The sequence below is a fragment of the Aurantiacibacter sp. MUD11 genome (assembly GCF_026967575.1).
Classification (GTDB): domain Bacteria; phylum Pseudomonadota; class Alphaproteobacteria; order Sphingomonadales; family Sphingomonadaceae; genus Alteraurantiacibacter.
This window is the reverse complement of record NZ_CP114054.1, coordinates 2,204,219-2,228,850: the sequence shown is the minus strand read 5'-3', so window position 1 is coordinate 2,228,850 and position 24,632 is coordinate 2,204,219. Positions and strand designations below refer to the sequence as shown.

General features: G+C 66.2%; 22 protein-coding genes. 12 read left to right on the top strand and 10 right to left on the bottom strand.

Features of this window, described 5'->3' with window-relative positions; genetic code table 11:
* Positions 1-62 precede the first annotated feature (62 nt).
* The gene (gene msrA / locus OZN62_RS11080) at positions 63-593 is read left to right on the top strand and encodes a peptide-methionine (S)-S-oxide reductase MsrA (RefSeq protein ID WP_269099785.1); all 531 of its coding nucleotides are present in this window, start codon (positions 63-65) and stop codon (positions 591-593) included.
* A gap of 59 nt (positions 594-652) precedes the next feature.
* On the opposite strand, the gene OZN62_RS11075 is transcribed toward msrA, so the two are convergent.
* Positions 653-1,900 carry an RsmB/NOP family class I SAM-dependent RNA methyltransferase gene (locus tag OZN62_RS11075; protein ID WP_269099784.1) on the bottom strand — a complete coding sequence of 416 codons (1,248 nt, stop codon included), beginning with the start codon at positions 1,898-1,900 and terminating at the stop codon, positions 653-655.
* Positions 1,901-1,957: 57 nt separating this feature from the next.
* Between OZN62_RS11075 and OZN62_RS11070 the strand changes: the two genes are divergently transcribed.
* Positions 1,958-2,113, top strand: a complete 156-nt coding sequence (locus tag OZN62_RS11070; protein ID WP_269099783.1) for a DUF1674 domain-containing protein — start codon at positions 1,958-1,960, stop codon at positions 2,111-2,113.
* Here the strand turns inward: OZN62_RS11070 and OZN62_RS11065 are convergent.
* From OZN62_RS11065 to OZN62_RS11050, 4 genes are read right to left on the bottom strand one after another with little or no spacing between them, the layout of a single operon-like run.
* Positions 2,110-2,706, bottom strand: a complete 597-nt coding sequence (locus tag OZN62_RS11065) for a hypothetical protein (protein WP_269099782.1) — start codon at positions 2,704-2,706, stop codon at positions 2,110-2,112. The two genes, OZN62_RS11070 and OZN62_RS11065, sit on opposite strands and share 4 nt — an antisense overlap.
* 27 nt (positions 2,707-2,733) lie before the next feature.
* Positions 2,734-3,756: a ferrochelatase gene (gene hemH / locus OZN62_RS11060; protein WP_269099781.1), complete on the bottom strand. Its 1,023-nt coding sequence runs from the start codon at positions 3,754-3,756 to the stop codon at positions 2,734-2,736.
* Positions 3,753-6,008, bottom strand: a complete 2,256-nt coding sequence (locus tag OZN62_RS11055) for a molybdopterin cofactor-binding domain-containing protein (protein ID WP_269099780.1) — start codon at positions 6,006-6,008, stop codon at positions 3,753-3,755. The genes hemH and OZN62_RS11055 overlap by 4 nt, the downstream gene beginning before the upstream one ends.
* Before the next feature lie 4 nt (positions 6,009-6,012).
* A complete protein-coding gene (locus OZN62_RS11050; RefSeq protein ID WP_330848745.1) occupies positions 6,013-6,981 on the bottom strand; it encodes a P-loop NTPase in 969 nt (322 codons plus the stop codon).
* 136 nt (positions 6,982-7,117) lie between these two features.
* Here OZN62_RS11050 and hflK point away from each other — a divergent pair, with 136 nt between their 5' ends.
* From hflK to OZN62_RS11035, 3 genes are all read left to right on the top strand, one after another.
* Positions 7,118-8,263, top strand: coding sequence for a protease modulator HflK (gene hflK, locus OZN62_RS11045; RefSeq protein ID WP_269099779.1), 1,146 nt, complete (start codon positions 7,118-7,120; stop codon positions 8,261-8,263).
* Position 8,264: 1 nt separating this feature from the next.
* Positions 8,265-9,101 carry a protease modulator HflC gene (gene hflC, locus OZN62_RS11040; protein WP_269099778.1) on the top strand — a complete coding sequence of 279 codons (837 nt, stop codon included), beginning with the start codon at positions 8,265-8,267 and terminating at the stop codon, positions 9,099-9,101.
* 105 nt (positions 9,102-9,206) lie between these two features.
* Positions 9,207-10,790, top strand: a complete 1,584-nt coding sequence (locus OZN62_RS11035; protein ID WP_269099777.1) for a Do family serine endopeptidase — start codon at positions 9,207-9,209, stop codon at positions 10,788-10,790.
* Between the two features lie 72 nt (positions 10,791-10,862).
* On the opposite strand, the gene OZN62_RS11030 is transcribed toward OZN62_RS11035, so the two are convergent.
* The 5 genes from OZN62_RS11030 to OZN62_RS11010 form a co-directional block, all read right to left on the bottom strand.
* On the bottom strand, positions 10,863-13,088 hold the full coding sequence (locus OZN62_RS11030; RefSeq protein ID WP_269099776.1) for a transglycosylase domain-containing protein: 2,226 nt from the start codon (positions 13,086-13,088) through the stop codon (positions 10,863-10,865).
* Positions 13,089-13,193: 105 nt separating this feature from the next.
* Complete coding sequence (gene msrB, locus OZN62_RS11025; protein ID WP_269099775.1) at positions 13,194-13,604, bottom strand: peptide-methionine (R)-S-oxide reductase MsrB; 411 nt, start codon at positions 13,602-13,604, stop codon at positions 13,194-13,196.
* Between the two features lie 10 nt (positions 13,605-13,614).
* Entirely contained in the window at positions 13,615-14,286 is a 672-nt protein-coding gene (locus OZN62_RS11020; protein ID WP_269102166.1) for a glutathione S-transferase family protein, read from the bottom strand.
* 63 nt (positions 14,287-14,349) lie between these two features.
* The gene (locus tag OZN62_RS11015) at positions 14,350-14,718 is read right to left on the bottom strand and encodes a hypothetical protein (protein ID WP_269099774.1); all 369 of its coding nucleotides are present in this window, start codon (positions 14,716-14,718) and stop codon (positions 14,350-14,352) included.
* 25 nt (positions 14,719-14,743) lie between these two features.
* The gene (locus OZN62_RS11010; protein ID WP_269099773.1) at positions 14,744-15,271 is read right to left on the bottom strand and encodes a nuclear transport factor 2 family protein; all 528 of its coding nucleotides are present in this window, start codon (positions 15,269-15,271) and stop codon (positions 14,744-14,746) included.
* Between the two features lie 88 nt (positions 15,272-15,359).
* Between OZN62_RS11010 and OZN62_RS11005 the strand changes: the two genes are divergently transcribed.
* The 7 genes from OZN62_RS11005 to mdlC all read left to right on the top strand — a co-directional run bounded on the left by OZN62_RS11005 (position 15,360) and on the right by mdlC (position 24,488).
* A complete protein-coding gene (locus OZN62_RS11005) occupies positions 15,360-16,100 on the top strand; it encodes a nuclear transport factor 2 family protein (protein ID WP_269099772.1) in 741 nt (246 codons plus the stop codon).
* 96 nt (positions 16,101-16,196) lie between these two features.
* The gene (locus tag OZN62_RS11000) at positions 16,197-17,627 is read left to right on the top strand and encodes an NAD-dependent succinate-semialdehyde dehydrogenase (protein WP_269099771.1); all 1,431 of its coding nucleotides are present in this window, start codon (positions 16,197-16,199) and stop codon (positions 17,625-17,627) included.
* 39 nt (positions 17,628-17,666) lie between these two features.
* Entirely contained in the window at positions 17,667-19,211 is a 1,545-nt protein-coding gene (locus tag OZN62_RS10995) for an FAD-binding oxidoreductase (RefSeq protein ID WP_269099770.1), read from the top strand.
* A 3-nt stretch (positions 19,212-19,214) separates the two neighbouring features.
* Positions 19,215-20,270, top strand: a complete 1,056-nt coding sequence (locus OZN62_RS10990) for an amidohydrolase family protein (protein WP_269099769.1) — start codon at positions 19,215-19,217, stop codon at positions 20,268-20,270.
* The gene (locus OZN62_RS10985; RefSeq protein ID WP_269099768.1) at positions 20,267-21,280 is read left to right on the top strand and encodes a methyltransferase; all 1,014 of its coding nucleotides are present in this window, start codon (positions 20,267-20,269) and stop codon (positions 21,278-21,280) included. The genes OZN62_RS10990 and OZN62_RS10985 overlap by 4 nt, the downstream gene beginning before the upstream one ends.
* A 31-nt stretch (positions 21,281-21,311) precedes the next feature.
* Positions 21,312-22,931: an MFS transporter gene (locus OZN62_RS10980; protein ID WP_269099767.1), complete on the top strand. Its 1,620-nt coding sequence runs from the start codon at positions 21,312-21,314 to the stop codon at positions 22,929-22,931.
* A gap of 3 nt (positions 22,932-22,934) precedes the next feature.
* Positions 22,935-24,488 (top strand): benzoylformate decarboxylase, encoded by a 1,554-nt coding sequence (mdlC, locus tag OZN62_RS10975; protein WP_269099766.1) that lies wholly within the window; start codon positions 22,935-22,937, stop codon positions 24,486-24,488.
* Positions 24,489-24,632: the final 144 nt, after the last annotated feature.

The window sequence follows — 24,632 nt, the reverse complement described above, 5'->3', positions numbered from 1 at the left end:
CCAAAGGCACGGATGACAAGCGGACCAAAGACCCCCATGTGGGGCCGCGAAGGAGATTCGATGTGAACGAACAGGCGATTGTCGCTGGCGGTTGCTTCTGGTGCACCGAGGCCGTGTTCAAGGACGTGATCGGCGTAGCCGACGTCGAGAGCGGATATATCGGCGGCACGGTCGAGAATCCGACCTACAAGCAGGTGTGCAATGGCGACACCGGCCATGCCGAGGCCGTGAAGATCACCTTCGACCCTGCCACGGTGAGCCTGCCCGAAATCTACGACATGTTCATGGGCACGCACGATCCGACCCAGCTCAACCGGCAGGGCAACGACGTGGGCACGCAGTATCGCAGCGCGATCTTCCCGCTCGACGATGCCCAGCGGGCCGAGGCCGAAGCTGCCATCGCCCGCTGGAATGACAGCCACGACCAGAGCGCCGTCACCACCATCGAGGGCCCGGCTACCTGGTATCCGGCGGAAGACTACCACCAGGAATACTGGGACGGCGAAGGCCAGCGAAACCCCTATTGCCTGGCGGTGATCCCGCCCAAGCTGATGAAGCTGCGCAAGAGCTTTGCCGACAAGGTAAAGGGTTAGCTCCGGCCACCCGCCCAAGGGTTTGTTAACGCTTGTGAAATTGCTGAGGCTAACTTGAGTTAACCGTCAGCGGCAGCGGAGTTGCGCCAGCGGGCGACGAAAAAGCCGTCCAAGCCGCCTGCTTCGTTAAGCATTCCGGGATCGGTGCGCAGCCAACCCTCGGCGGTCGGCTGCAAACCCTCAGGAAGCTCGTCCGCGTTGATCGGGTCCGGAGCAAGCCGGCAAGTGACGGCGATCTCTTCGCCCTCCTCGCGCTCCAGCGAGCAGGTGGCATAGACCAGCCTCCCGCCCGGGTTCAGCCAGCCGCTGGCTCGATCCAGCAGGGCGCGCTGGAGCTCGGCCATCTCGGCAATCTGGCGCGGGCCGATGCGGTGGATGACTTCGGGATGGCGGCGGCAGGTGCCAGTGGCGGTGCAAGGCGCGTCGAGCAGGATCGCGTCGAACTTTTCCTCCGGCTCCCACTCCAGTGCATCGGCAATGACGGTGTGCGCATCCAGCCCCACCCGGCCGAGATTTTCGCGGAGGCGCATCATGCGCTTGGCATGCACGTCGAGCGCGGTCACGTCCCAGCCGGCAGCGGCGAGCTGCATGGTCTTGCCACCGGGAGCTGCCGCAAGGTCGAGCACGCGGCGGCCCTCACCTTCGCCAAGCAGGCTGGCAGGGATGCTGGCGGCAAGGTCCTGCACCCACCAGCTGCCTTCGTCATAGCCGGGAAGGTCGCTGACATTCGCGCCGCGCGGCAAGCGCAGATGGCCGGGCGCAAGGCTGGTCGCGCCCATCATCTTCGCCATCTCCGCCGTGTTTTCGGGAGCCTTCAGGCGCAGGTCGAGCGGCGGTGGCGCGGCGATACCGGCGGCGATGGCAGGCACCCGTTCGCCCCAGCGCTCCGCCACTTGCGGCGGCAGGCTGGGCACCTCGGGCAGCGAAACTTCCTGACGCGTCAGCGTGGCGAAGACACCGTGCGCCAGCCGCTTTGGCCCGCCCACCAGCAGTGGCAGCGCGGTGGCCACCACGGCGTGCGGCGGCGTCTCCAGCCGCAGCCATTGCGCCAGCATCATGCGCAGCACCATGCGCGGCTTGGCGTCGTCGGGCAGCGGCTGCCTGGTGGCGCTGTCGATCAGCGCGTCGAGGTCGGTCAGCCAGCGCAGCACCTCGCCCGCGATGGCGCGGGCCAGCGCCCGGTCGGAGAAGACGGGAAGCGCGTTGGCCGCACCGCCTGCCTGCTCCAGCGTCTCGCCCCGGCGCAGCACCGCGTCGAGCATCTTGAGCGCCGCACGGCGCGGCGGGAGTCCGGGGGTCTTGGCCATGGGCTGGCCCTAGGGCCAGTTGCGCCGCAGCGCCAGAGCGCCCATGTTGCAGGCATCATGAAACGCGCCACCAAACGCCCTGCAGGCTTCACCAAGCCGGCCCACTGGACCAACGATCCGCCGCCCAAGCCGGAGCAGACGAAGGTGGACGAGGAGCTCAGCCCCACCCGCTATGGCGACTGGGTGCACAAGGGCATCGCTATCGACTTCTAGTCCTGCTCGCCTTCCGGGTCGGCATGTTCCGGCGCGGGGCCGAAAATGCGTTCCCAGTCGATCCGGGCAAAGGCGATCAGCGCCACCAGCAACAGGATCTGCAAGGCGATCCCGGCGGGGCTGGTCAGCGAGTCGCGAAAGGTGTCGCCTATCGTCGAATGTTCGATCAGCTGCGCCGAGCCGGCATAGAAGGAATAGGACACCAGCCTGCCGCCGAAGAAGGCGAGGGTGAAACCCAGCAGGGGCACACTGGCGAGGCCCGCCGCTGCGAACAATTGCGCCGACGGCAAGGGCGAGACGGCGAACAGGGCAAGGCCGGCGATGCCATGCCGCTTCTTGCGCAGGAAGGCTGCCCGCGCCGCGGCCAGGTTCCGTTTGGTCTTTTCCGAGACGTATCGCGCCAGGTGGCGGAAGCCATGGGCAAGGAGAAACCGACCGGAGGCTGCGGCAACGGCACCGGTGAGCACGATGGCCGGCACCGGCATGTCGGAATGGAAACCGTACAGCACGATAATGGACCACGTCGGCGGGCCGAAAGCAGGCAGCAGGTTGATGCCGAATACAACTGCAAAGAGGATGAGGTATTCGGTCATCACGGCATCACGCAGCGGCCGATGCCGCTAGATCCATCCTCCCAGTTCGCGGCGAATGATCGCCTCCAGCATGTCCATCCCCGGCTCCCCGGCGTTGAGGCAGGACAGCGCAGCAAATTCTTCTCCGCCTGCTTCGATGAACTGTTCCTTGCCCTGGATCGCCAGCTCTTCCAGCGTCTCCAGGCAGTCGGCTGAGAAACCCGGCGCGGCGATGGCGATGCGCTTGGTGCCCTTCTGTGCCTCTTCAGCCAGCGTAGCATCGGTGGCCGGCTCCAGCCACTTGGCCGGGCCGAAACGGCTCTGGAAGGTGGTGACCATGCGCACGTCAGGCCGCGCCAGCTTCTCTTCCAGCAGGCGCGCGGTCTTGCGGCAGTGGCAATGGTAGGGATCACCCAGCTCCAGCGTGCGCTGCGGCATGCCGTGAAAGCTCAGCAGCAGCACCTCTGGCTGGAAGGACAGCGCGTCGAGCTGGCTGCCGATGTCCCGGGCCAGTGCATCGATATAGGCCGGATCGTCATGGTAGGGCGGCAGGGTGCGCAGGCTCGCCTGCCAGCGCCGTTCGCGCAGCCAGTCCGCCGCCTTGTCGACCACGGTGGCCGTCGTCGCCGCCGAGTACTGCGGATAGAGCGGGGCAAGCAGGATGCGCTCGCAGCCGCTGTCCATCAGCGATTCCAGCGCCTCGGGAATTGACGGCTTGCCGTAGCGCATGGCCCAGTCGACCGTCACCGCATCGCCCAGCCGCTGCTGCAGCTTCTCAGCCTGTTCCGCGGTAATAGCCGCGAGCGGGGAGCCCTTGTCGGTCCACACTTCGCGATAGGCGGCGGCGCTCTTCTTCGGGCGCACGTTGAGGATGATGCCGCGCAGGATCGGCTGCCAGGCGATCGGCGGGATCTCGATCACGCGCCGGTCCGACAGGAATTCGGCCAGGTAGCGGCGCACCGGGCCGGTCTCCGGCGCCTCGGGCGTGCCGAGGTTGACGACGAGAACACCGACCTTGCCGCTCTTCACCGGCGGGTGGTCGTGGGGAAGCTGTTGTGGTTTCCAGGTCATGGTAGTGCCGATAGCAATGGCAGGCGGCGCAAGCGAAGGCCAGTTGCACTAAAGAAGGCATTGCCAACGGCGGGCGCGACAGGCGGCACGCCGATCTCGCCCGGATCGAACGGCGGCGCATCGCTCTCGATCAGCTCGATCTCGATTTCCGGGCAATCCGCCAGCACGGGTACTCCCAGCGCGGCAAGCCGCTGGTGGGTCGGCACGCCCTCGGCATATTCGGTGGCACAGCCCAGCGCCATGCCGAGGCCGAAGACAAGCCCGCCCTCGATCTGCTGCAGGGCCACGTCGCGATTAACCACGCGGCCGATATTCACCGCGGCATAAAGGCGGCGCACCCGTACTCCGCCTTCGCCCGCGCTGGCTTCGCCCACCAGGGCAATCCGGCCAGTTGCATCGCCCAGGTCCATGCGGTGGCAGGCAATGCCTTGCCCGCTGCCGGGGGTCCCGCCATCCCACGACGCCAGCCGCGCGGCACGCTGCAACACGTCGGCCAGCTCCGCGTCCTGCCCCAGCATGGCGATGCGATAGCTCATCGGCTCGCGCTCGTACCGCAGGGCCAGCTCGTCGATGAAGCTCTCGCGCATGAAGCAGGTGTAGCCGTCGGCCTGCCCGCGCATCGGCGCGGTGGGCAGCAGCAGCGTGGCGGGCGCGTGCTCCACCGAGACATCGACAATGCCATAAGGCGGCGCAAGGCCGGAGACGGCCATCGGGTCTGCGTCCCCTTCCAGGGCGTCGATCGCGGCCCAGCTCACTTCGTTCTCGAACAGGCGGCGACCGAATTCGCGCATGGTCGGCGGGCTGGCGAGGCGCGCGCGCAGACGGCGGATGTTCCCGCTGTCGTCGGTCTCGGCGGCCATCAGGCCGGCGGCAGGGGGGCGCGGATAGCTGGCAGCCATCTCCTCCCAGCGAGACCATGTCAGCTGCACCGGCCGGCCGGCCTCGCGCGCCAGTAAGGCGACTTCGATGGCGATCTGGTTGTCCAGCCGCCGGTCGAAGCTGCCCCCCGCCGCCACCGGGTAGAGCACGACATTGGCCGCGCTCATGTCCAATGCCTTGGCAGCTGCCTGCCTGGCCGCCTCGGGCGCCTGCGTCGGCAGCCACAGTTCCAGTGTGCCGTCCATCAGCCGGGCGGTGGCGCTGCTCGTCTCGATGGTGGCGTGGACCCCGGGAGCGACATCGTAGCGCAGGGCGAGGTCGGGCGTATAACCCTCCACGCCATTGCCGCGCTTTTCGATCACGCGCCCGCCGTCCTCGCGCAGCGCGCGGTCCAGCGTTTCCTCCATCTCCGCGCTGGAGACCGGACGATCCACGGCGAAGCGCGGGGCGATGCGCTGCAATGCCTGTTCGGCGGCCCACCAGTTCTCGGCAATGGCGGCGAGCCAGCGCTTGCCGCGCACCAGCTTGATCAGGCCGCGCTGCCCGCGCGCCAGCGCCTCGTCGAAATCGAGCAGTTCGCTCTTGTCGTGCGGGCCGTGGCGGATCGCGGCGTAGACCATGTTCGGCAGTCGCACGTCGCCCGCGAAGACCTGGCTGCCATCGACGCGCGAAGGCAGGCCGAGGCGCGGATAGAACAGCGGGATATCGCCTGCCTCGGTGCCCGGCAGGGGGGCTGCTTCGGACGGCGGATCGGGCCGCAAGGGCGGGGGATCGGGCGGAGTGAAACGGCCAGCCTCCAGCGCCAGTTCGGCGAAGCTGGCGGAGTGCTCGTCATGGTAGATGACGCCGTTCTCCGCCCGGCACTGTTCCCACGGCACGTCCCACCGTTCGGCCGCGGCCATGGCCAGCATGGCCCGCGCGCTGGCACCCGCTTCGCGGCAGGCCTGCTCGTAAGCGGCCAGCGAGGTGCCCCGCGCGGTGACGTTGAAGCGGTTGTCCTGCGCCCAGCTGCGCACCAGCCTGTCATTGTCGATCAGCGGTCGCCACAACGGCGCCCAATGCTCCGCCAGCGGCACATTGGCATAGGCCCCGCTCACCGGCGCGGGCTCGACCGCGACCTGCCGCCAGTCCGCCCCCATTTCCATGGCGACGACCTGTGGCAGCACGGTCATCACACCTTGCCCCATTTCCAACTGGGGCACGGCGACCGTCACCACACCATCGGCGGCGATCTTCAGCCAGGCATCGACGGCAATCTCTTCGGGACCGGGCGCAAGCGGATTGTCGAAGCTGCGCGGGATCAGGCTCCAGGCCACCAGCAGACCACCGCCTACCGCGGCCCCTGCCAGCACTCCGCGCCGCGAGACCTGCATCGTCCTAGCCCTGTCCCCCACCGAGGAACTGGCCCAGCTGTCCGGCGATGCCGGCGAAATGCGGACCGTGTTCGGTATCGTTGGCGGTGGGCGGCTGACCCGTATCGCTGGCTACCCGAATTTCCATCGCCAGCGGCACGCGGCCAAGGAAAGGTACGCCCAGCGCCTGCGCGGCGGCTTCGGTGCCGCCTTGCCCGAACGGATTGCTGACCGCGCCGCATTCGGGACACAGGTAACCCGCCATGTTCTCCACCAGCCCGACAATCGGGATCTCGGCCTGGCGGAACAGGTCGATGGCGCGCGTCGCGTCGATCAGGGCGAGGTCCTGCGGGGTGGAGACGACCACCGCGCCGGCCGGCTTGAACTTCTGCAGCATGGTCAGCTGCACGTCGCCCGTGCCCGGCGGCAGATCCACCAGCAGCACTTCGGCATCGCCCCAGTCGGCGTCCATCAGCTGGCCCAGCGCCTGGCCGACCATCGGCCCGCGCCAGGCGATCGCCCGGCCCGGCTCGACCAGCTGGCCCATGGACAGCACCTTCACACCGAATTCGCTCTGCGTCGGGATCAGCGTCTGCCCCTCGGCGCGAACCTTTTCGTTGGCCGTGCCCAGCAGCAGCGGCTGCGAAGGCCCGTAGATGTCGGCATCGACAACGCCCACCTTCAGGCCCTGGTTGGCCAGGGCAACGGCGAGGTTGGCGGTCAGGGTCGACTTGCCGACCCCGCCCTTGCCCGAACCGACGACGATGATCTTGCGCTGCACCTTGTCCGCCATCAGCGCGACGCGAACCTCGTTCACGCCCTCGACCGCGCCAACGGCCTCTTCCAGCTCGCGCTGCAATTGCGCCGCGGCGCTGCGGCCAAGGCCGCCGGCATCGGCGATGATGGTGGCAATTCCGTCCGCGAACTTCGTTGACCGGACCATGCCGGAAAGCTCTGCGGGAATGGCATTCTTGATGGCTGTATCGCTACTCATGGCAAGGGCAGTTAGCGCCTTGCGCGCCGCTGGTCAGCAATAATGCCCCTTAGACCCCCTGTTTTTTGCGCGAACGGCACCTATAGAAAGGGACATGAGAATTTTGGGCGGGTTTTTCGAAAGGTTTGGCCTCGCAATGGCTGGCAATCGCAATCCCTGGGGCAAGCCCCCGGGCGGAAGTGGTGGTGGAGACGACAGCGGCGGCGGCAGTGACGACGCGCCGGAAAGCGGCGGCGGGGGCGAATCTCCTCCTCCGCGCGGGCCGCGCAACCCCTGGCTGCCGGGTGGCGGCGGGGACGACCGTGGACGCCGTTCCGCAAATATCGAGGACATCTTCAAGAACCGCGGTCCTGAAGGCCCGCGTCGCGGACGCGGCGGTGGCGGCCCGAGCTTCCGCCTGCCCGAACGCCCTGGCGGCGGCAGCTGGTTCCCCATCGCCATGGCGGCCATCGTCGGCGTCTGGGTGCTGGCCACCTCTTTGCACTTCATCCAGCCACGCGAACAGGCCGTGGTGACCTGGCTGGGCGGCAAGTACTCGCGCACGCTCAATCCCGGCACCGAGTGGACCTTCCCCTGGCCGATCCAGACGGTGGACGTCGAAAACGTCTCGCAGATCCGGCGTGAGACCATCGGCGACGGTACGGAAAACCTGATCCTTACCGGCGACCAGTCGCTGGTCGACCTTTCCTACCTCGTGCGCTGGAACATCAACGACCTCGTCCAGTACAAGTTCGAGCTGGCCGAGCCGGAAGAGACGCTGCGCGAAGTGGCCGAGGCCGCAATGCGCGCCGCGGTTGCGGAAACCGATCTCGACACCGTGCTGTCGGGTGCCGGCCGTGAGCAGGTGCAGTCGCGCGTGCGCAGCCGGATGCAGGCCATCCTCGACGTCTATGACGCGGGCATCAACGTGCAGGGCGTGGAAATCGCCCGGACGGAAGCCCCGCAGCAGGTTATCGAGGCCTTCAACGACGTGCTCGCCGCCCGGCAGGACCGCGAGCGCAGCCTGAACGAAGCGCGCCGCTACGAGCAGCAGCTGCTTGCCCAGGCCCAGGGTAGCGCGGCCGAGTTCAACGAAATCTATGCGCAGTACCGGCTCGCTCCCGAAGTGACGCGGCGCCGCCTGTATTACGAGACCATGGAGCGCGTGTTGCGCGATACTGACAAGACCATCATCGAGGCAGACGGCGTGACGCCTTATCTGCCGCTTCCCGAAGTGCAGCGGCGCAGCCGCGCCAGCCAGCCGACCGTGACCATCACGCCCGGCCAGCAGGGAGGGCAGTAAGATGTGGCAGGATTTCAAGAAGCCGCTGATCGCCATTGCCGTGCTGGTGGTGCTGGCCATGAGCACGATTGTGATCGTGCCGGAAACCCACCAGGGCGTGGTGATCCGGACCGGTGAACCGCAGCGCGTGATCAACCAGTTCAATCCCGACGCCCCCTATGGCAGCACCGGGGCGGGCGTCAGCTGGCGCATCCCACTGCTGGAACGGGTGCAGATGGTCGACCGCCGCATCCTCGACCTCGACATGGAAGGCGAGACCGTGCTCTCGCGTGACCAGCAGCGCCTCGAAGTGAACGCCTATGCGCGGTATCGCATCTTCGACCCGGTGCTGTTCGTTGAACGCGCTGGCAGCGAGGACCAGCTGCAGAACCAGCTGGAGCCGATCCTGACCTCGGAACTGCGGCAGGAACTGGGTCGCCGTACTTTCGCCAGCCTGCTGACGCCGGAGCGCGGCAACGCCATGACCCGCATCCGCGAAACGCTGGACGAGGAAGCGCGGACCTATGGCGCGCAGGTGCTCGACGTGCGCATCAAGCGCGCCGACCTGCCGCAGGGCACGCCGCTGACCGCCGCGTTCAACCGCATGCGGTCGGACCGTCAGGAAGAGGCGGAGACGATCCGTGCAGGCGGTCGCCGCGACGCGCAGATCATCCGTGCAGAGGCCGAGGCCGAAGCCGCCCGCATCTACGCGGAAGCCTTCAACCAGGACCCGGACTTCTACGATTTCTACCGCGCCATGCAGTCGTACCAGACCACGTTCGAGACGGGCGAAGGCGAGAGCGCAATCATCCTGAGCCCGGACAACGAGTACCTGCGCCAGTTCCGCGGCGGTCGTTGATCGCCCGGAACGCACGACTACACTTGTCGTTAAAGGCGCGTTCAGCCGCTTTCGGCTGCAACACGCGCCTTGGGACGGAACCAGATCCGCCGTTCGTGCGAAAGCATGGGCAGAGCGGAAAAGTTAGAGGATAAAGAGGACGTGAAGCCAGTGCGCTATTCCTACGGTATTACATCGGCCCTGCTGGTAGGCGGGGCAGCCATCTCGCTGATGACCGGCTATCCCGCCGGTGCGCAAGTTGCGCAGAACGATCGCATCCAGATGCAGAACACCGTGCCGGTCGCCGGAGCTCCCGCCAGCTTTGCCGACCTGACCGAAGTCCTGCAGCCGGCGGTGGTGAACATCTCCACCCGGCAATCGATCACCATCCCCGCGCAGCAGAACCCGTTCGAAGGCACGCCCTTCGGCCAGTTCTTCAATCGTCGCGGCGGTAACAATGGCCCGACCACGCGCGAGGCGACCTCGCTGGGTTCGGGCTTCATCATCTCGGCCGACGGCTATGTCGTCACCAACAACCACGTCATCTCGCCCGACCAGCGGGCGCAGCTGGAAGAGGTGACCGTGACCCTGCCTGATGGACAGGAATACGAGGCAGAGGTGGTCGGCACCGACCCCTCTTCCGACCTTGCCGTGCTGAAGATCTCGCGCGCCGAGCCGTTCCCCTTCGTCAACTTCGGTGACAGTTCGGAAGCCCGCGTGGGCGACTGGGTTATTGCCATCGGCAACCCCTTCGGCCTGGGCGGCACCGTGACCAGCGGCATCGTCTCGGCGGTGCAGCGTTCCACCGGTCGTGGCGGCGCCTTCGACCGCTACATCCAGACCGACGCCAGCATCAACCGCGGCAACTCCGGCGGTCCGCTGTTCGACATGCAGGGCAACGTCATCGGCATCAACAACGCCATCTACTCGCCGTCGGGCGGCAGCGTGGGCGTGGGCTTTGCCATTCCGGCAGAGGACGCCGCACCGATCGTGCGCTCGCTGATCAGCGGCGAGGAAATCCTGCGCGGCTACATCGGCGTGCTGATACAGCCGGTGGATGACGATATCGCCGAAGCCCTGGGCATCGAGGAAGGTCGCGGCGAACTGATCCAGAGCGTCCAGCCAGGCGAACCGGCAGAGAACGCCGGCCTGCGGGCAGGCGACGTGGTGGTCTCGGTCAACAACCAGGATGTGACGCCCGACAACACGCTGTCGCGCATCGTCGCCAATATCGCCCCGGGCACCACTGTTCCGCTCGCCTACATTCGCGATGGCGAGCGTCGCCGCGTCAACCTGACCGTCGGTCGCCGCCCGAGTGACGAGGAACTGGCCCGCCAGCAGATGTTCCAGGGCGATGACGAAAGCGCGCCCGCACCGGAAACCAACGGCAAGGGCAGCGGCCTGATGGAAGAGCTGCTCGGCATCCAAGCGATCCCGATCACGCCCGACATCGCCCGCCAGCTGGGCGTGTCGGACGACACCAGCGGCCTTGCGATCACGGCGGTGGCCGGCAACTCCGATGCCGCCCGTCGCGGCCTTGCACGCGGAGTGATGATCCTGTCCGCCAACGGCCGCCCGATCGGCACCGTGGAAGAACTGGAGGCCATCCTCAGCGACGCGCGCGATGCCGGACGCGAAGCCGTGCTGCTGCGGGTCCGTGCTCGCGGCGGAGTGGCTCAGTCGGTACCGGTCCGCTTCATGGACAACTGATCCGGGCGACAACCCCGGACGCAGAAAGGGCCGCCCCGGATTGCCGTGGCGGCCCTTCTCTTTATCGGTCTGTCAGAACCGCTGTTCGTTGATGGCGTTGTTGCGCGGGGCCCGTGAGGGTGGCGGGTCTTCGGGGATCTCCCTCCCGGTCGCACGTTCCAGGAAATCGTCGCTGGCGGCGGCTGGAGCCTCCCTGCTGGATGACGGGGGCACCGAAGGCCGCTCGTCTCGGCGCGGGGTGATCGCTTCGCGCACCACGTTTTCGCCTTCACCCTCGACATCGAAATCCTGCATGCGCGGATCGCCACCGCTACCGCGCGGTTCGACCAGGTTACCCTGTTCGTCGATGTAGAAGTAATAGTCGTCGTCCTCGCCGAAATAGAACTCGTCATCGGGTTCGAGCTGCCATTCGGGCAGTTGCAGGTCGGTGTCGAATTCCTCCACCGGCCGGTCACGCACGGCGTAGCGCATGTAAGCGGCAAAGGCGCGCGCGGGCGCGGCGCCGCCTTGCAGGGCGGCAACCCGGCCATTGTCGTCCCGGCCCATCCATACGCCGGTGGTGATGCCGCTGGAGAAGCCGACGAAATAGCCGTCGCGGTTGGAATTGGTGGTGCCCGTCTTGCCCGCCACGGGACGGCCGATCTGTGCCGCGCGACCGGTGCCGGTGGCGACGGCGGTCTGCAGCAGGTCGGTAATGCCGGCGGAGACGTAGTCGGGAACCAGCGTGTAGGGCCGCGCATCGCGGTGGCTGTAGAGTTCCTCGCCATCGGCGGTGGTGACGCGCAGGATGCCGTAAGGCTCGACCGACTGGCCGCGCGCCGAAACCGCGGCAAAGGCGCGGGTCATGTCGATCAGGCGCACCTCGGACGTGCCCAGCACCATGGCCGGATAGGTGGAGATCGGCGTGGTGATGCCGAACCGGCGCGCCATGCTGGCGACGTTGGAGAAGCCGACCTCGTTGCCCAGCTGCGCCGCCACCGTATTTTTGGAATAGGCAAAGGCGCTGCGGACATCGATTTCGCCGGCATAGGAATCGCCCGAGTTGCGCGGGCTCCAGCCATCGATGGTGACAGGCACGTCCTGCACCCGGTCATCCGGCGTGTAGCCCGCTTCCAGCGCCGCCAGGTAGACGAACAGCTTCCACGAAGAACCGGGCTGGCGCATGGCATCGGTCGCGCGGTTGTAATTGGAGGTGACGTAGTCGGTGCCGCCGACCATGGCGAGGATCGCTCCGTCGCGATCGACGCTGACCATCGCTCCTTGCGCCCCGTCCGGCACGTTGGACTGGATCGCAGCGGTGGCCGCGCGCTGCATGCCCACGTCCAGCGTGGTCCACACCTCGATCGGCTCGAAGGTCTCGTTGGGCAGCAGCAGGTCGAGCTGCGGCAGCGCCCAGTCGGTGAAATAGCGCATCGAGTTCTGGCCCGCGTCCTCGCGCAGGTTGACCGAATCCACGTCGACCCGGCGTGCCACCGCGGGGTCGAGCCCGCCATAGGTCACCATCTGTCCGATCACGACATTCGCACGGCTGACCGCGGCGTCGATATCGGCGGTCGGCGAATAGCGGCTGGGGGCCTTGACCAGACCGGCGATGATCGCCGCCTCTTCCAGGGTCAGCTCGCGCGCGGAATGGCTGAAGAATTTCCGGCTGGCGGAATCGATGCCGTAGGCGCCGCCGCCGAAATAGACCTTGTTCAGGTACAGCTCGAGGATCTGTTCCTTGGAGAAGCGCCATTCCAGCGCCATCGCCAGCACCGCCTCGCGCAGCTTGCGATCCAGCGTGCGGTTGGAATTGAGGAAGATATTACGCGCCAGCTGCTGGGTGATGGTGGAGGTGCCGCCGATCCGGTCGTCACCGGTGAAGCCCTCGATGATCGCACCGGTCAGGCGCACCGGATCGATGCCGAAGTGCGAACGGAAGCGATGATCCTCAACCGAGATCATCGCCTGCTTCATCACGTCAGGAATCTCGTCCTCGGTCAGCCACTGGCCGTAGCTCGGGCCGAGTTCGACGATCTGCGACCCGTCGCGCGCGCGCACCAGGATGGTCTGGCCATGCTGGCTCTGCCGCAAGGCGGAATAGGAAGGGAGGCTGCGCGAGGCGAAATAGACCGCCGTCGCCAGCGCGATAGCGCCCAGCACCGCCGCGAAGGCCCCGCCGATGGCAAGGCGCTTCGTCCATTTCCAGAACACGGCCTTCCAGCCGCGCGCCGCCCGATCGCGGTCCCGCCTCTCGGACGCAGCCTTGCGCGACCGGTATCCTCGCTTGCTGGAGCCCGTGCTCCGCCGTCTGGCCATAAGCCGCTAAATTCCCAATGCGAGCGCGATGCGCGCCCTGTCATGTCCCCATTTACGCCCATGTTGCATAGGCGAAACGTAATCCAGCGTGAACGACAAGCGCGTTCAGTTGCCCGGGTTTTCCTCCGGTTCGAAATCCAGCGCCGCGGAATTGATGCAATAGCGCAGGCCATCGGGCCCCGGCCCGTCAGGGAAAACATGGCCCAGGTGTCCCTCGCAGCGGGAGCAGACGACCTCGGTGCGGACCATGCCGTGGGTCTGGTCCTGGTGCATCTCCACCGCATCGGCCGCGGCGGGAGAGGTGAAGCTCGGCCAGCCCGAACCGCTGTCGTACTTGGCATCGCTTTCGAACAGCGGCTGGCCGCAGCCGGCGCACTTGTATTCGCCGGCAGCCTTGTTCTTCTCGTACTTGCCGGTGAAGGCGCGTTCGGTGCCCGCCTGCCGCAGGATGGCATATTGTTCCGGCGTCAGCTTCTCGCGCCATTCTTCGTCGGTCAGGGTGATCTTGGATGGCATCGTTGCTCTCCTAGGCGTTTACATCCGCATAATGCCTCGGCGCCGGCAGCCCTTCCATCTTCTGGGTCAGCAGCGGAGCGAAGCTGGGGCGGCTCTTCATCACGCGGTACCAACCGCGCGCCTGTTCGTGGCCGGACCAATCCATGCAGTCGAGATAGTCGATCACCGAAAGCTGCGCGGCGGCGGCGAAATCGGCGAGGCTCAATTGCGCGCCGCCCAGCCAGCGGCGGTTGTCGATCAGCCAGTCGATGTAGTCGAGATGATCGTGCAGCAGCCGCGTCGCCTGCCGCAGCACGCGGCTGTCAGGCGACTGGCGCAGGATCAGGCGTTTCTTCATCTTCTCGTGCAGCAGCGGCCCGGTGACATCGCCGAACAGGGCATCGTCGAACATGGCCACCAGCCGACGGATTTCCGCACGCGCGGCGGCCGATCCGGGCAGCAGCGGGCTCTTGTCCTCGGTCTCCTCGAAATATTCGCAGATGACCTGGCTATCGACCAGCGTCAGGCGGCGTTCGGTATTGTCGAGCACGGGGGTGCGGCCCGTGGGCGCGCGCGAGTGGAATTCCTCGTCGTCATGCCACGGGTATGCCAGCTTCAGGGTGAAGGGCACCTTCTTCTCGCTCAGCGCAAGCTGCACCTTGCGACTGAACGGACAGAGCGGAAAGTAATAGAGCTGCCACATGGTTGCCATTCGCTAATGCAGCAACATGCACAAAGGGTCCAGCGGACGCAGCGCCGCAGGCAATTATTCCGGTGGAAGCATGGGCAGGCAGACCGGCATGACCTGGTCGATCGAGCCTTCGTCCCACAGCGCCTGCGCTTCGGCATTGAGCAGCGCCTCGATCTGCGTGCGGTCGAGCCCGGCCTCGTCCATCACCTGGGCCGAGGCGCGCACGAAGAACTCGCGCCCGCTTTCCGTCACGTCGGGATAGCGCGTGCCCGTCTCGTTGCCCGAGGCTTGCGCGAAGGCGACCAGCGCGAAGGCGGCGGAGCAACGCAGCAGCATGCGATGGTCCAGGCTCACCTGCGGCAGGTCTGCCTGCTGCGCCAGCACGGGGGGCGGCGCGCTGACGGCGGTAGCGGCAAGCGCGAGAGCAAGGACAATCCGGTTCATGCGGTCCTTCCTAGCGGGTCGAACCTTAACCTGCACCATCCGCCTTGCGATCCATCAGCGCGACGGGATTCTCGGCCGGGGACGCGCGGCCCGGCAGGAACTCGTTGCGGATGTTGCGATAGGAGAACTTCCACTCGCCATCGACCCGCACCAGCTCGTCTTCGTAGATGCCGAAGGTGCCCAGCGTGGGCGTGAGGCGGCTGCCGTCAGGCGTGCGCGGGCCGTCGTTCGCGGTTTCGAACCACATGCCGGTGTGCCAGGCCCTGTCGCCTTCCACCCGGATGGCCGAGTGGCAGAGGATGTGCCGCAACACCGCCGGGTTGCCATCGACATCGGTGTAGATGTCCGCCACCGCTTCCTTGAAGCCCTTGGCCGCCGCGCGGATGTTTTCCCGCCCGGTCACCGCGCCGCGCGCGAATTCCAGCGTGCCGTCCTCGGTGAAGGTGTCGGCGTAGGTATCGAAATCGTTCCAGTCCATGGCGAACAGGTAGCGCGCCATCAGGTCTTCGATCTCCGCGCGGTCCTGCGCGTAGCTGTCGGAATATCGTGTCATTGCATCCTCCCCCAGAGCAATCGACATTGACTCTATTCGCACCTCTCCGCAATTGTAAGTGGAACATACAAATTGGGAGAGAATCGGTATGTCGGACGATCGTATCGCCGCGCTCGAAGCGAAGCTGGCGGAGATGGACAAGCGCCTGACCCAGCGCGAGGACGAGCTGGACGTCAAGAAGCTGCAGTACCTCTACGGCTACCTCATCGACAAATGCATGTACGACCAGGTGGTGGACCTGTTCACCGACGATGGCGAAGTGCGCTTCTTCGGCGGGGTGTGGAAGGGCAAGGAAGGCGTCCGCCGCCTTTATGTCGACCGCTTCCGCAAGCGCTTCACCTACAACAACAACGGCCCGATCGACGGCTTCCTGCTGGATCACCCGCAGATCCAGACGATCATCGACATCGATCCCGACGGCAAGACCGCGCGCCTGCGCGGCCGTTCCACGATGCAGGCCGGTCGCCATGTCGATTACCAGGGTGACGCGCCGCACCTGAAGGTCCGCCAGTGGTGGGAAGGCGGCCTCTACGAGAACACCTACAAGAAGGGTGAAGACGGCAAGTGGCGCATCCACGTCCTGAACTACTTCCCGCACTGGCACGCCGACTTCGAAAAGGGCTGGGCCTATACCGAGGCCGAATACGTGCCCTTCCCCAAGGTGCTCTATCCCGAAGACCCGTCCGGTCCGGACGCGCTGATCGACGACCACTGGCTGTGGCCGACCCACAAGCTGCTACCCTTCCACATGAAGCACCCGATCACGGGTGAGGAAATGAAGGCGGATCGCTGGGAAGGCGATGTGGCGCGCGAGAAGGCGAAGGGCTAAGGCCCTTTCCAGCTGCCAACTGATCGTGCCCGCCACAAGCGCGGGCACGACTGCGCCAATGCCTCTCCGGCCAGCCGGGGACGAATGGAGATTTTGATGACCCAATATCCCAGCCTCCACATGATCATCGACGGCGAGAAGGTTTCGGGCGGCGGCCGCCGCACCTTCGATGTCGTCAATCCCGTCACCGGTGAAACGCTGGCCGAACTGCCGCTGGCAGACCCGGCGGACCTCGACCGGGCGCTGGAGGTGGCGCAGAAGGGTTACAAGATCTGGCGCTACACGCCCGCGGCGGAACGCGCCGCAGTGCTCCACAAGGCCGCCGCGCTGATCCGCGAACGCGCCGACGACCTCGCTCGAGTGGCCACCATGGAAGAAGGCAAGCCCTTCCCCGAAGCGAAGATGGAATGCATGGCCTCTGCCGGCTGGTTCGATTTCGCCGCGGGCGAGTGCCAGCGCATCTACGGCCGCGAACTGGTGCGCCCGGTGGGCCAGCGCAGCGTGGTGCGATGGGAGCCGGTCGGCCCCGTCGCCGCCTTCGCCCCGTGGAACTTCCCGCTTGGCAACCCCAGCCGCAAGCTGGGCGCGGCGGTAGCCGCGGGCTGCTCGATCATCCTCAAGTGTGCCGAGGAAACCCCGGCTTCGGCGCTCGGCATCCTGCAGACGCTGTACGATGCGGGCCTGCCCAAGGAAGTCGCGCAGGCCGTGTTCGGCGTGCCTGATGAAGTCAGCCGCCACCTGCTGTCCTCGCCGATCATCCGCAAGCTGTCGTTCACCGGCTCGACCGTGGTCGGCAAGCACCTTGCCAAGCTGGCGGCGGACAACATGATCCGCACCACCATGGAACTGGGCGGGCATGGCCCGGTGCTGGTGTTCGACGATGTCGATGTCGACCGCGTGCTGGAAACCGCTGCCGTCGGCAAGACGCGCAATGCCGGGCAGGTCTGCGTCAGCCCGACGCGCTTCATCGTGCAGGAAAACGTCTTCGAGAAGTTCCGCGACGGCATGGCCCAGCGGCTTGCCGCCACCAAGGTTGGCGACGGCCTCGAAGCAGGTACGCAGATGGGCCCCATGGCCAACCCGCGCCGCCCCGATGCGATGGAGAAATTCGTCGCCGACGCGAAGGCGAAGGGTGCCAGGGTCAACACCGGTGGTGAACGCATCGGCAACCAGGGCTATTTCTTCCAGCCGACCGTGCTCAGCGAAGTTCCGCTGGATGCCGAGGTGATGAACGAGGAGCCGTTCGGCCCGCTCGCCCTGATCAACCCGTTCCGCAGCGAGGACGACATGATCGCCGAGGCCAACCGCCTGCCCTATGGCCTGGCCGGTTTCGCCTGGACCAACGACGTGATGCGCCAGCGCCGCCTGGCGGACGAGATCGAGGTCGGCATGATGGGCCTCAACACCCACATGATCGCCGGCCCCGACGCCCCGTTCCAGGGCGTGCAATGGTCCGGCCACGGCAGCGAGGACGGCCCCGAAGGCGTGAAGGCCTGCATGGTCGTCAAGGCAGTCCACGAGGGCTGACCCCGAGAGAGCGAGGGCTGAAAGTCGGGGGAGAGGACGATGGCGAGCCAGTTGATCACCAGCGCAGCGCTTCAGGCGATGCAGGACGCACTCGGCAGCGAGCATGTCCTCACCACCGAAGAGCAGATGGCGGACCATGGCGATCCCATGGGCCCGCCGGGCGAATGGTATCGCCCCGGCGCGGTGCTGATGCCGGGCAGCGTGGAGGAAGTGCAGGCTGTCGTCCGCATCGCGAACGAGCACGGCACTCCGATCTGGACCAGCAGCCAGGGCCGCAACAAGGGCTATGGCGGCGGAGCGCCGCGCGTGTCGGAAAGCTTCACGGTCAGCTTGCGCCGGATGAACCGCGTGCTGGAGGTGGACGAGGAAAACTGCATGGCGCTGGTCGAACCCGGCGTGCGCTTCTTCGACCTCTACGATCACCTCAAGGCCACCGGCTCCAAGCTGTGGATGTCCTGCCCCGACCTTGGCGGCGGCTCCATCATCGGCAACGCGCTGGAGCATGGCGTGGGCTACACCCCGCTTGGCGACCACTGGGGCCAGCATTGCGGCCTCGAGGTCGTGCTGCCCGATGGCGACCTGCTGCGCACCGGCATGGGCGGGATGAGCAATCCGCACAACTGGCTGGTCTACCCGCATTCGGCGGGACCAAGCTGGGACGGCATCTTCACCCAGTCGAACTTCGGCATCGTCACCAAGATGGGCGTCGCGTTGATGCACGCGCCGGAGGTCTACTGCCCCGGCTGGTTCATGCTCGACAACGAGGAGAACTACGGCAAATTCCTCGAGGTGCTGCGCCCGCTGATGATCGACGGGACGATTTCCAACCAGCCGATGATCATCAACGCCGTCTGCGCCGCCAGCGCCTTTGGTGAACGCAAGGAATGGTACGAGGGCGAGGATTCGATCCCCGAGGAAGTGATCGACAGGATCGCCGCCACCCCCGGCTTCGGCCGTTGGGTGATGCGTTTTGCGGTGCAGGGCGATGCGCCGGTCGTCGCGCACAACCGCGCCAAGATCGAGGCGGCCTTCGCCACCATTCCCGGCGCCAGCGTGGTGTTCGAGGAATACGATGGCCACAACCTGCCCGAGATGACCAACCCGCACCACGTGGTGCAGGCGGGCATCCCCTCGATGGCGCTCGACCAGATGACGCGCTGGTACGGCGGCGAGGAAGGCGGACACATCGGCTTTTCCTGCGCCATGCCGATTGCCGGGAAGGACGGGATCGCCATCCGCGATCTCACCCGCAAGGTGTTGAACGAGCGCAACCTCGACTATTCCGCGGCGATCATCGTCGGCAAGCGGGCGATGATCCACGTCGCGCTGATCGTGTTCGACACCAAGAACGAGGCGCAGACGCGCGAGGCCTATGCCGCGACCAAGGCCATGCTCGAACCGGCCGCCAAGCTTGGCTACGGCGAGTATCGCAGCCACCTCGATTTCATGGACGAGGTCGCCGGTCTCTACGATTTCAACAACAACGCCCAGCGGCGCTTTGCCGAGAAGATCAAGGACTGCCTCGATCCCAACGGCATCCTGTCGCCGGGCAAGCAGGGCATCTGGCCCGCGAACATGAGGTGACACGTGACGACTGAACTGAAGACCGGCGGCCAGCACGGCTATCTGCGCATTGCCACCGAGGAAGCCTTCGGCACCGCCGAGCAGCTGGATGCAATCCTCCGGCTGGTGAAGGAAGGCCGTGCCGACAAGGGCACGGTTTCGCTGTGGGGCTTCTACGGCACCAGCCCGTCCGAGCGCACCACCTTCATCCGCGAACGCCTGCTTGACCTTGGCGAACTGCGCCTGGCGGCCATGGACGAAAGCGGCATCGACAAGGCGGTGCTGGCGATAACCAGTCCCGGCGTGCAGTCGCTGTTCGACCTCGACGAGGCGAAGGGCATCGTCACCCGCGGCAATGACCATCTCGCTACCGCCTGCGAACGTCATCCGGATCGCTTCATCGGCATGACCGCGATCTGCCCGCAGGACCCCGAATGGTCGGCGCAGGAACTGCGGCGCGGCAAGGAGGAACTCGGCTTCGTCGGCGTGCAGGTGAACTCGCACACCCACGGGCACTACCTCGACGAGGAACAGTTCGACCCGATCCTGCGCGCCTGTGCGGACATGGACATCCCGCTCTACATCCACCCGCAGGGCCCGCCCGACGACATGATCGGCGGCATGGTGGATGCCGGGCTCGAAGGCGCGATCTTCGGCTTCGCGATGGAGACGAGCTATCACGCGCTGCGCCTGCTGACGACGGGCGTGTTCGACCGCTATCCCTCGCTGCAGCTGGTGCTGGGCCACGGCTGCGAAGGGGTGCCGTTCTGGATCGACCGCTTCAACTACATGTTCAACGCCGGCGTGCGCTCCAACCGCTACCCGCGCCTGAAGCCGTTGCAGCACAGCCTGCACCATTATCTGCGCAACAACCTGTGGGGCACCAATTCCGGCTTGCCCTCGCCCGCCTCGATCAAGCTGATGATGGAAGTGATGGGCGAGGACCGCGTCTGCTACGCGATGGACTATCCCTACCAGTTCGTGCCCGATGAGGTCCGCCTGCTGGACGCGATGGACATCCCGCACGAACAGAAGGTCAAGTTCTTCCAGACCAACGCGGAAAAGCTGTTCGGCATATGAGCGCAGCGCAAGACGATCTGCGCAACCTGATCGCGGGCTACTGGAAACCGCACATGGCCATTGCCGCCGCGAGGTTGGGGGTAGCCGATGCGATGGACGACAGCGGCTGCCAGGCCGCCGGCCTTGCCGCCGCCATCGGTGCCGATGCGGAGGCGCTGGCCCGCTTCCTGCGCGCTCTCGCCTCGATCGGGCTGGTGCGCGACCTGGGCGACGATAGCTTCGCGCTGACGCCGATGGGAGAGCGCCTGCGGGCGGATCATCCGGAAAGCCTGAAGGGCATGGCACTGCATGTCGGCACCCAGCTTTCCCCGGCCTTTGCCGAACTGCACGAGTGCGTGACCAAGGGAAAGCCGCCCGCACATATCAAGTACGGGCCCGAAGGTTTCGCCGGACTGGACGAAGACGCTGAGGCTGCCGCCGTGTTCAACCAGGCCATGGTCGACAATTCGCGCCGGTTCGCGGCGCAGGCGGCCGAGCTTTACGACTTCGCCCGCTTCGCCAGCATCATGGACGTCGGCGGCGGCTACGGCGCCGTGCTGGCCACACTGTTGCAGGCGGCCCCGCAGGCGCGGGGCTGCGTGCTCGACATGGCCCATGCGCGCGACGGGGCGGAAGCCTATTTCGCCCGCGAAGGCGTGGCCGACCGCGCGCGCTTCGTCACCGCCAGCTTTTTCGAACCGCTGCCCGAAACGGCCGATTGCTACGTGCTCAAGTACATCCTTCACGACTGGGCAGAGGAACCTGCCCGGCAAATCGTGCAGCGCGTGGGCGAGGCCGCGCGCGCATCGGGCGGCACGGTGGTGGTGATCGAGAAGGTCATGCCGGAAAAGGTTGAGGCCGATCCCGGCCATGCCGTGGCGCTCTATGGCGACATGACGATGATGCTGTGGGACGGGCGCGAACGCACCCGCTCGCAATTTGCCGAGTTGCTGGCGCACGGCGGTTTGGCTTTGACACGCATGGTGGAGCTGTCCGACAACCACCACCTGCTCGAGGCCGTCCCGACATGACGACGCTCGGCACCAAGGGAGAGAATTGCACATGAGCACCGGCGACCAGGCGAGCGACAATCGCATCAGCCGCTATGGCTGGCATGCCATTATCCTGATGTCCTCGGCACAGATGATGAGCCTGCTCGACCGGCAGATCCTCTCCATCCTGGCCAACGATATCCGTAACGACCTGGGCATCGGCGATGCCGAGATGGGGCTGCTCTACGGTACCGTCTTCGCGCTGTTCTACGCGCTGTTCTCGTTGCCGCTGGGACGGCTGGTGGATGGCTGGGTGCGCACCAAGCTGCTCGCAATCTGCCTCGCCGGGTGGAGCTTCTTCGCCGGGCTTTCCGCTTTCGCGCAGGGCTTCACGCTGCTGGCGATTTCGCGCCTCGGCGTCGGTATCGGCGAGGGCGCGACCCAGCCGGCGGCCAATTCGATCCTGTTCGACAGCCTGCCCAAGGGCCGCCGTGGCATCGCCATGGGTGGCCTTGGCGTGGGCCTCGCGCTCGGACTCGGCCTGTCGATGGCGCTCGGCGGGATTGCCGCCGAATGGTGGGACAACCGCGTGGCGGCGGGCGGGGCCAGCTTCGGCTTTACCGGCTGGCAGTTCGCCTTCCTCGTCGCCGCCCTGCCCGGCTTCCCGCTGGCCTGGCTGATCTACAAGCTGCGCGAACCCGAACGCGGAGCGATGGACGGCATCAAGACCAAGCCCGATCCTGCCCCGTTCAAGGCCAGCGCCGGCGTGCTCGGCGCGGTGACGCCGGGCACCAACTGGATGAACCTGTGGCGCCACGATGCCGGGGCGCGGCAGTGGGCGATCAACTTCATCGGTCTCGCCGTGATCGTCGGCTTCTGCACGCTGATGGTGAAGGTCACGAGTGACTTCTCCCCCCGCCCGCCGCTCGACTTCGGCGGCTTCACGCTCGATCCGCACGTGCTGCAATGGAGCGTGTTCGGCTTCGGCGCCTTCGTGGTGCTCAACCTGTTCCAGAACTTCCGGCTGACCGACAAGCCCACCTTCAACGTCACCCTCAACCCCTCGCTGATCCTGCTGATGGTGATGGGCGGACTGCAGACCGCGATCAATTACGGCGTGATGTTCGCCAGCCCGCAGATCCTGATCCGCCAGTTCGGCCTGTCGATGGCGGACGTCGGGCTACAGTTCGGCCTGCTCTCGGCCCTGCTGGCGACGATCGGCGCGCTGGTGGCTGGCCCGCTGGCGGACTGGCTGGGCAACAAGATGGGGACGCGCGGCATGATCTATCTGGTGCTGCTGTCGCTGGGCATCTCGCCCTTCTTCGGCATCTGGACCTACAGCGCCGAGGTGCTGACCGACTTCTATATTCGCTACACGATATTCTCGCTGATCCTGACGCTGTGGCTGCCGCCGACCTATGCCCTACTGCTTGGCCTGGCCTTGCCGCGAATGCGCGGGATCGTCTTCTCCACCTACCTCGTCATCATGACCCTGCTCGGCCAGGGCCTTGGCCCCTACGTCGTCGGCATCATCTCCGACCAGAATGGCAACGACCTTGCCGCTGCCCTGATCTCGCTGATGTGGGTCTGTCCGGTGATCGTCGTGCTGCTGGTCGTGGTCCTGATGCGCTATGGCAAGGACGAGGGTTCCATGCTCGATCGCGCCCGTGCGGGCGGCGAGGAGGTCTGACCCATGCCCACCGTACGTGACGCGGCCTTCGCCGTCTTCGAACATTTCGGTGTCGATCGCCTGTTCGGCAATCCCGGCAGCACCGAGCTGCCCATGCTCAAGGGTATGCCCTTTCCCTATGTGATGGGACTGAACGAGGCGGTCGTCGTCGGCCTGGCCGACGGCTATGCCCGCGCCAGCCGCAAGCCCGCGCTGGTGAACCTGCACAGCGCGGCGGGCACCGGCCACTCGCTCGGCAACCTTTTCACCGCGTGGAAGAACAACGCGCCGGTGGTGGTGACTGCGGGCCAGCAGGCGCGCTCGATCCTGCCCTTCGACCCGTTCCTTTACGCCGAACGGCCGAGCGAATTCCCGCGACCCTACGTGAAGTACTCGGTGGAACCTGCGCGCGCGGAAGACGTGCCGCAGGCGCTGATCCGCGCTTTCGTCACCGCACTGACACCGCCGATGGGCCCGGTCTTCGTGTCCATCCCGGTCGACGACTGGGAACGCGAATGCGAGATGCCCGGCTTGCCCGATATTGACGCTCTCGCCGTGCCATCGGCCACCGGCATCGAGCGGCTTGCCGCCATGCTCGACCGGGCCGAACGGCCCGCGCTGGTACTGGGCACCGGGGTCGCCAATGCGGGGGGTTGGAACGCTGCCATCGCGCTGGCGGAGAAAGCCGGCTGCGCGGTTTTCGCCGCGCCCTATGCCGCGCGCGAGACCTTCCCGGAAAACCACCCGCACTTCGCCGGCTTCCTCAATGCCTGGCGCGACCAGATTCGCGACGCGCTCGATCCCTTCGATGCCATCCTCGTCGCCGGGGCGCCGGTGTTCACCTACCACGTCGAGGGCGAAGGCCCGCACTGGCCGGAACACGCCAAGCTGATGGCGCTGTCGGACGATCCGCAGCACCTGGCCGCCCTGCCCGGCGGTGGCGGCGTGCTGGGCGATGTGAACGAAGGCCTGACGCAGTTGTGCGAGCGTACCAACGCGCGCGACTACACCGGCCCGACGCACCGGTTCATCAAGCCGGAGGCGGAGATGACCGCCGCCTACGTCCTCAGCCGCGTTGCCGAACTGCGCCCGGACGGTGCGATCGTGGTCGAGGAAGCGCCGACCGCACGCGGGCCCGAGCACCAGACGCTGCCGATCGTTCGCGAAGGCGGCTTCTATTCCTGCGCCAGTGGCGGCCTCGGCTATTCGCTGCCGGGCGCGCTGGGCGTGTCCATGCACGAGAAGAACGGTGGCAAGGGAGACAAGGTCATCGCCATCCTCGGCGACGGGGCGGCGATGTACACGATCCAGGGGTTGTTTACGGCGATGCAGGAGGGCCTGCCTGTCAGCTTCCTGATCATGAACAACTCGGCCTATGCCGCGCTGATGGGCTTCTCCGGCGAGTTCGGGATGAACAGCGTTCCGGGTTGCGACCTCACCGGCCTCGACTTCGTGAACATGGCGAATGGACAAGGAATTGCAGCCCGGCGGGTCGACGACGTCGGCCAACTGGATGAGGCGCTGTGCTGGTCCTTCGAGTCGTCGGGGCCGACTCTGCTCGACCTACGCATCAAATAACTGCTTTAAAGTAAACTTAACTATCCTTCCCGCGCCATTAATCACGTAATTTACCTACGGATTCTGGCGTAACTCGGCACTTTTTCTCGAAATTTCGGATTCGAGGGGTGCAAATCGTAAAAAAATCCGTAGCGTGGTGATTGC

Excerpts from the sequence above, each read along its gene's own strand:
- OZN62_RS10980 (WP_269099767.1), top strand. The coding sequence starts at position 21,312 with ATGAGCACCGGCGACCAGGCGAGCGACAATCGCATCAGCCGCTATGGC.
- OZN62_RS11070 (WP_269099783.1), top strand. The coding sequence starts at position 1,958 with ATGAAACGCGCCACCAAACGCCCTGCAGGCTTCACCAAGCCGGCCCAC.
- OZN62_RS11000 (WP_269099771.1), top strand. The coding sequence starts at position 16,197 with ATGACCCAATATCCCAGCCTCCACATGATCATCGACGGCGAGAAGGTT.
- OZN62_RS11010 (WP_269099773.1), bottom strand. The coding sequence starts at position 15,271 with ATGACACGATATTCCGACAGCTACGCGCAGGACCGCGCGGAGATCGAA.
- hflC (WP_269099778.1), top strand. The coding sequence starts at position 8,265 with ATGTGGCAGGATTTCAAGAAGCCGCTGATCGCCATTGCCGTGCTGGTG.
- OZN62_RS11050 (WP_330848745.1), bottom strand. The coding sequence starts at position 6,981 with ATGAGTAGCGATACAGCCATCAAGAATGCCATTCCCGCAGAGCTTTCC.
- hflK (WP_269099779.1), top strand. The coding sequence starts at position 7,118 with ATGGCTGGCAATCGCAATCCCTGGGGCAAGCCCCCGGGCGGAAGTGGT.
- mdlC (WP_269099766.1), top strand. The coding sequence starts at position 22,935 with ATGCCCACCGTACGTGACGCGGCCTTCGCCGTCTTCGAACATTTCGGT.
- OZN62_RS11020 (WP_269102166.1), bottom strand. The coding sequence starts at position 14,286 with ATGTGGCAGCTCTATTACTTTCCGCTCTGTCCGTTCAGTCGCAAGGTG.
- OZN62_RS11015 (WP_269099774.1), bottom strand. The coding sequence starts at position 14,718 with ATGAACCGGATTGTCCTTGCTCTCGCGCTTGCCGCTACCGCCGTCAGC.
- OZN62_RS11030 (WP_269099776.1), bottom strand. The coding sequence starts at position 13,088 with ATGGCCAGACGGCGGAGCACGGGCTCCAGCAAGCGAGGATACCGGTCG.
- OZN62_RS10995 (WP_269099770.1), top strand. The coding sequence starts at position 17,667 with ATGGCGAGCCAGTTGATCACCAGCGCAGCGCTTCAGGCGATGCAGGAC.
- hemH (WP_269099781.1), bottom strand. The coding sequence starts at position 3,756 with ATGACCTGGAAACCACAACAGCTTCCCCACGACCACCCGCCGGTGAAG.
- OZN62_RS11035 (WP_269099777.1), top strand. The coding sequence starts at position 9,207 with ATGGGCAGAGCGGAAAAGTTAGAGGATAAAGAGGACGTGAAGCCAGTG.
- msrB (WP_269099775.1), bottom strand. The coding sequence starts at position 13,604 with ATGCCATCCAAGATCACCCTGACCGACGAAGAATGGCGCGAGAAGCTG.
- OZN62_RS11055 (WP_269099780.1), bottom strand. The coding sequence starts at position 6,008 with ATGCAGGTCTCGCGGCGCGGAGTGCTGGCAGGGGCCGCGGTAGGCGGT.
- OZN62_RS11065 (WP_269099782.1), bottom strand. The coding sequence starts at position 2,706 with ATGACCGAATACCTCATCCTCTTTGCAGTTGTATTCGGCATCAACCTG.
- OZN62_RS10985 (WP_269099768.1), top strand. The coding sequence starts at position 20,267 with ATGAGCGCAGCGCAAGACGATCTGCGCAACCTGATCGCGGGCTACTGG.
- OZN62_RS11075 (WP_269099784.1), bottom strand. The coding sequence starts at position 1,900 with ATGGCCAAGACCCCCGGACTCCCGCCGCGCCGTGCGGCGCTCAAGATG.
- OZN62_RS11005 (WP_269099772.1), top strand. The coding sequence starts at position 15,360 with ATGTCGGACGATCGTATCGCCGCGCTCGAAGCGAAGCTGGCGGAGATG.